7 protein-coding genes are annotated in these 5410 nt (G+C 60.6%); all 7 read right to left on the reverse strand.

Going from position 1 to position 5410, the window contains the following annotated elements; translation table 11 throughout:
- Nucleotides 1-690: protein TolQ (gene tolQ / locus VF672_RS23110; RefSeq protein ID WP_331107289.1), on the reverse strand; the 690-nt coding region annotated here is incomplete at its 3' end.
- Nucleotides 680-1150: a tol-pal system-associated acyl-CoA thioesterase gene (gene ybgC / locus VF672_RS23115; protein ID WP_331107291.1), complete on the reverse strand. Its 471-nt coding sequence runs from the start codon at nucleotides 1148-1150 to the stop codon at nucleotides 680-682. The genes ybgC and tolQ, both read right to left, overlap by 11 nt.
- A gap of 136 nt (nucleotides 1151-1286) precedes the next feature.
- The gene (gene ruvB, locus VF672_RS23120) at nucleotides 1287-2342 is read right to left on the reverse strand and encodes a Holliday junction branch migration DNA helicase RuvB (protein WP_331107293.1); all 1056 of its coding nucleotides are present in this window, start codon (nucleotides 2340-2342) and stop codon (nucleotides 1287-1289) included.
- The gene (gene ruvA / locus VF672_RS23125) at nucleotides 2343-2951 is read right to left on the reverse strand and encodes a Holliday junction branch migration protein RuvA (RefSeq protein WP_074893272.1); all 609 of its coding nucleotides are present in this window, start codon (nucleotides 2949-2951) and stop codon (nucleotides 2343-2345) included.
- A gap of 64 nt (nucleotides 2952-3015) precedes the next feature.
- Nucleotides 3016-3540 carry a crossover junction endodeoxyribonuclease RuvC gene (gene ruvC, locus VF672_RS23130; RefSeq protein ID WP_065989739.1) on the reverse strand — a complete coding sequence of 175 codons (525 nt, stop codon included), beginning with the start codon at nucleotides 3538-3540 and terminating at the stop codon, nucleotides 3016-3018.
- A 125-nt stretch (nucleotides 3541-3665) separates the two neighbouring features.
- Nucleotides 3666-4412 (reverse strand): YebC/PmpR family DNA-binding transcriptional regulator, encoded by a 747-nt coding sequence (locus VF672_RS23135; RefSeq protein ID WP_331107297.1) that lies wholly within the window; start codon nucleotides 4410-4412, stop codon nucleotides 3666-3668.
- A gap of 139 nt (nucleotides 4413-4551) precedes the next feature.
- On the reverse strand, nucleotides 4552-5410 hold an 859-nt coding region (locus VF672_RS23140), incomplete at its 5' end, for an amino acid--tRNA ligase-related protein (RefSeq protein WP_331107299.1).

Raw genomic sequence — 5410 nt, forward strand, 5'->3', positions numbered from 1 at the left:
TTCGCTGGTGTGCACTTTGCGGTGCAGGATCGCCTGGAACTCGTCGGCGAATGTGTAGTAACGACCGATCAGGTTCTCGCCACGAGCGGCGAAACGGTTGTATGCGATGACCGCAGGAATCGCTGCGAACAGGCCAATGGCCGTGGCGATCAGCGCTTCGGCGATACCCGGCGCAACGGTAGCCAGCGTGGCTTGCTGCGCAGTGGCCAGGCCGCGGAAGGAGTTCATGATCCCCCAGACAGTCCCGAACAGACCAATGTAAGGGCTGGTGGAACCCACGGTTGCCAGAAACGGCAAGCTCTGCTCAAGCTTTTCTTCTTCACGGGAGATCGCAACGCGCATGGCGCGGGCAACGCCTTCCATGACCGCGTCTGGATCAACGCCAGCCTGCTGACGGAGGCGGGAGAACTCTTTGAAACCGGCGCGGAAGATCTGCTCTACGCCGGAATCAGGATCCGGGTTGCTGCCTGCCTGACGGTAAAGCTTGGACAGATCGATGCCTGACCAGAAGCGCTCCTCGAAGCTGTCCAATGCCCGACGACCGGCGCGCAGCATGGCGCTGCGCTGAAAAATCATGATCCACGAGGTGACCGAGGCGGCCACCAGGATCAGCATCACCAACTGCACAACCACGCTGGCATTGCTGACCAAACTCCACATGGAGGAATGGTCGACGACGTTAGCTTCCACGCTGTATCTCCTGCTCTGAATGTGTACCCGCGCCGCCCTGCCCGGCAAAGGCCGTACGCAGAGCTTCGGGAATGGCCCGGGGTTTCAAACTGTCGGCGCGCACACACGCCACCAAAAACTGCCCTTCACAGAGCAGTACATCATCCGCAGCCCGCCTGACCTGTTGCTGAAAGCGCAGGCTGGCACGGTTCAATTCGATTACTTCGGCGCTGATCAGCAACTCGTCGTCCAGCCGCGCGGGCTTGTGGTACCGAGCCTCGCTTGAATGCACGACGAACAACAGGTTCTCGACACTCGCCATTGCGGATTGGGCGAAGCCCAGTTCCCGCAGTCGCTCGGTTCGAGCCCGCTCCATGAATTTCAGGTAATTGACGTAGTAAACGATGCCGCCGGCATCGGTGTCCTCGTAATAAACGCGACAACGATGTGCGAACGACTGAGCCCCGTTTTGCGCGCGCATACTCTAGTGCTTACTCCTCAGGTTGCCAATCCGGCCAGGCAACTGTTTTTCTTCGTTTTTGCTGCCAGCGGCACTCACATTACGGTGACTGCCCGTCTGACCATCAAACATCCGAATAAATCGGTTGATTGTGCATTTATTCGTCAGGGTCCTCGGCCGGCTCATCCAGCACCGCCCGGTCGCCCAGTCGTGACGGAATGTTCAAACCGAAGTGCAGATATGCATGCCGCGTGACCATGCGGCCGCGAGGTGTGCGCATCATATAGCCTTGCTGGATCAAATAGGGCTCCAGGACGTCCTCGATTGTGTGACGTTCTTCGCTGATGGCCGCCGCCAGGTTGTCGACCCCGACCGGCCCGCCGTCGAACTTCTCGATCATCGTCAGCAGCAGGCGTCTGTCCTGATGATCGAAACCGCGTTCGTCGACGTCCAGCAGGTTGAGCGCAAGGTCGGCAATGGCCTTGGTGATTTCGCCCTTGGCGCGAACTTCTGCGAAATCTCGCACCCGCCGCAACAGCCTGTTGGCAATCCGTGGCGTACCGCGCGCACGGCGTGCGATCTCGAACGCACCCTCGTCCTCGATGTACAACCCGAGGATCTTCGCCGAGCGCGATACGATCGTTGCCAAATCCGCTGTGCTGTAGAACTCAAGACGCTGCACGATACCGAAGCGGTCACGCAGCGGATTCGTCAGCATACCCGCGCGCGTGGTTGCACCGACCAGGGTGAACGGCGGCAGATCGAGCTTGATGGACCGTGCCGCCGGGCCTTCACCGATCATGATGTCCAGCTGGAAATCTTCCATCGCGGGATACAAAACTTCCTCGACGATGGGCGACAGGCGGTGAATCTCATCGATGAACAGCACATCGTGAGGCTCAAGGTTGGTCAGAATCGCCGCAAGATCACCCGGCCGTTCAAGCACCGGCCCTGAGGTGCTCTTTATCGACACGCCCATTTCCTGCGCGATGATATGCGCCAGTGTGGTTTTACCCAGGCCTGGCGGACCGAAGATCAACGTGTGATCCAGGGCTTCGTTGCGGCCACGCGCAGCCTGGATGAACAGCTCCATTTGCTCACGCACGGTAGGCTGACCGATGTAGTCGGCCAGACTCAGCGGCCGGATCGCACGGTCCAGTTGCTCGTCACGGTCACGCCCGGTGGCGGCGATCAGACGGTCGGCATCTATCACTTACAGCATCCCCTTCAATGCGCGGCGAATGAGGTCTTCGCTGCTGAGATTCTTGTCCTTTATCGCGGTCACTGCCTTGCTCGCCTCCTGGGGTTTGTAGCCCAGCGAGATCAACGCGCTGACAGCATCCGACTCGGCCGTCGCCACTGCAATCGGCGCGCCCGGGCCGTCGGACACCAGCGCAAACGTGCCCGGCAACGAGTCCCATGCCTTGAAGCGGTCCTTGAGTTCGACCAGCAGGCGCTCCGCCGTCTTCTTGCCAACGCCCGGTACCCGGGTGAGCGCGGAGGTATCCTGCGCCTGGACACAGCGTACCAACTCATCCACTTCCAGCGTCGACATCAGCGCCAGCGCCAGTTTCGGTCCCACGCCATTCAGACGAATCAGCTCGCGAAACATCTCGCGGTCACGCTTTTCGTAGAACCCGAACAGCAGGTGCGCGTCTTCACGAACCACCAGATGAATATGCAGCGTTACGGTTTCGCCCAGATGGGGCAGGCGATACAGCGTGGTCATGGGCACTTCGACTTCATAACCCACGCCGTTGACATCCAGCACCAGATGCGGCGGCTGCTTCTCGACCAACGTACCGCGTAGACGTCCAATCACGAATCAAATCCTTTCCAGATGCCCGTCGCCGAGGCGGGCCGGGCTAACGCAACAGATAGTGCCATCAGAGCCGCAGACGTCCACCGCGGCTGCGCGCGGTATTAAGGCCGTGAGGAATGAGGCTGGACCGTGTGTGCGCGTGACACATGGCAATGGCCAGTGCATCCGATGCATCCACTTGAGGCTTGGTGGTCAGCTTGAGCAGGTGCATGACCATCATCATCACCTGATCCTTGTTGGCACCGCCTGTCCCAGCGACCGCCTGCTTGACCTGGGTCGCGGTGTACTCGGCGATCTCCAGGCCCTCTTCGGCGCCGGCGACGATCGCGGCACCGCGAGCCTGACCCAGTTTCAACGCCGAATCCGGGTTGCGCGCCATGAACACCTTTTCAATGCCCATGGTCACGGGGCCATACGTCTGAATCACTTCGCGCACGCCGCGATACACGATCTGCAACCGCTCATGGAGCAAGCCGGTGCCCGTGCGAATACAGCCCGAGGCCACGTATTCACAGCCACGTCCGGTGTCACGCACCACGCCGAAGCCGGTAATGCGTGAACCGGGGTCGATACCTAAAATAAGAGTCATAACGCCTGCAGCTTGAGAGGTGACGCACATTGATGGACGCAGCATAAAGGGAGAGGCCGGAGGCCGATAGCGTTGATCATCAACGCTTCGTGCGCTCCGGCCTCAGGTTCCGAACGGACAAACGGTCAGCCGAGCTGCTCCAGCACCTCGTCAGGGATTTCTGCGTTGGAATAGACGTTCTGCACGTCGTCCAGGTCCTCAAGCATATCGATCAGCTTGAGCACCTTCTCCGCCATTTCAAGATCAAGCACTGCACTGGTGGTCGGCTGCATCACGATTTCGGCATCGGCTGGCGTGAACCCTGCAGCTTCCAGCGCGTTACGCACCGCATAGAAGCTGGAGAACGATGTAAACACGTCGATGGAGCCGTCTTCGTGGGTGACCACGTCGTCAGCGTCCGCTTCCATGGCGGCTTCTATCAACGCGTCTTCATCAACGCCCGGCGCAAAGGAAATCTGGCCCTTGCGCTCGAACAGGTAAGACACCGAACCGTCAGTGCCGAGGTTGCCGCCGCATTTGCTGAAGGCGTGGCGCACGGCAGCTGCGGTCCGGTTGCGGTTGTCGGTCATGGTTTCGACCATGACTGCAACGCCGCCCGGGCCGTAGCCTTCGTACCCCAGTTCGACCATGTCATCGGCATCGGCGGCGCCAGCGCCACGAGCGATGGCCCGGTCGATGATGTCGCGACTCATGTTCGCGCCGAGCGCCTTGTCCTGCGCAAGCCTCAGGCGCGGGTTCGAGGCAGGGTCAGCGCCGCCCTGACGGGCAGCAACGGTCAGCTCGCGAATCCACTTGGTGAAGATCTTGCCTTTCTTGGCATCCTGACGCTCTTTGCGGTGCTTGATGTTCGCCCACTTGGAATGACCAGCCATAACACGCTCCAAACCTTGAAACACGCACGCCTGCGCTCGATCACTCGACACGCAGACGCTTCACTCGAATCTGTGCCCGGCATGGGCGGGGATCAGGGCCGACCGCACGGTCGAACCACCGATCCCTTGTCCAAACGTCTTACTCTGCCTTCGGCGTCTCGCGCAGGCGGATGTGCAGCTCGCGCAATGCTTTGGCATCCACCACACCTGGCGCCTGGGTCATAACGTCCGCAGCGCTCTGGGTTTTCGGGAAGGCAATGACTTCACGAATGGACTGAGCGCCAGTCATCAGCATGACCAGACGATCAAGGCCGAACGCCAGACCACCGTGCGGCGGCGCGCCGTACTTCAGCGCGTCGAGCAGGAAGCCGAATTTCTCCTGCTGCTCGTCTTCGGAAATACCCAGCAGACGGAACACGGCCTGCTGCATTTCCTTGCGGTGGATACGGATCGACCCGCCGCCCAGCTCAGTGCCGTTCAGCACCATGTCATACGCGCGGGACAGCGCGGTTGCCGGGTTGGCTTCGAGCTCTTCAGGCGAGCATTTTGGTGCGGTGAACGGGTGGTGAAGCGCCGAGAAGCTGCCGTCGTCGTTTTCTTCGAACATCGGGAAGTCGACGACCCACATCGGTGCCCACTCGCAGGTGAGCAGATTCAGGTCGTGGCCCAGCTTGATGCGCAGGGCACCCAGCGCTTCGCTGACGATTTTGAATTTGTCGGCGCCGAAGAACACGATGTCACCGTCGACTGCGCCCACGCGATCGAGGATCACGTTGAGGTTGGCCTCCGGGATGTTCTTCACGATCGGGGACTGCAGGCCTTCGACACCTTTGGCGCGCTCGTTGACCTTGATGTAAGCCAGGCCCTTGGCGCCGTAGATGCCGACGAACTTGGTGTAGTCGTCGATCTTGCTGCGGGGCATGCTCGCGCCGCCGGGAACGCGCAGCGCCGTGACACGGCACTTCGGATCGTTCGCAGGACCGCTGAACACCTTGAAG

The sequence above is a fragment of the Pseudomonas sp. genome, from assembly GCF_036387035.1.
GTDB lineage: Bacteria > Pseudomonadota > Gammaproteobacteria > Pseudomonadales > Pseudomonadaceae > Aquipseudomonas.

Bases quoted from the DNA above. Each gene is read 5' to 3' on its own strand.
- ybgC (WP_331107291.1), bottom strand. From the start codon at position 1,150: ATGCGCGCGCAAAACGGGGCTCAGTCGTTCGCACATCGTTGTCGCGTT.
- ruvC (WP_065989739.1), bottom strand. From the start codon at position 3,540: ATGACTCTTATTTTAGGTATCGACCCCGGTTCACGCATTACCGGCTTC.
- VF672_RS23135 (WP_331107297.1), bottom strand. From the start codon at position 4,412: ATGGCTGGTCATTCCAAGTGGGCGAACATCAAGCACCGCAAAGAGCGT.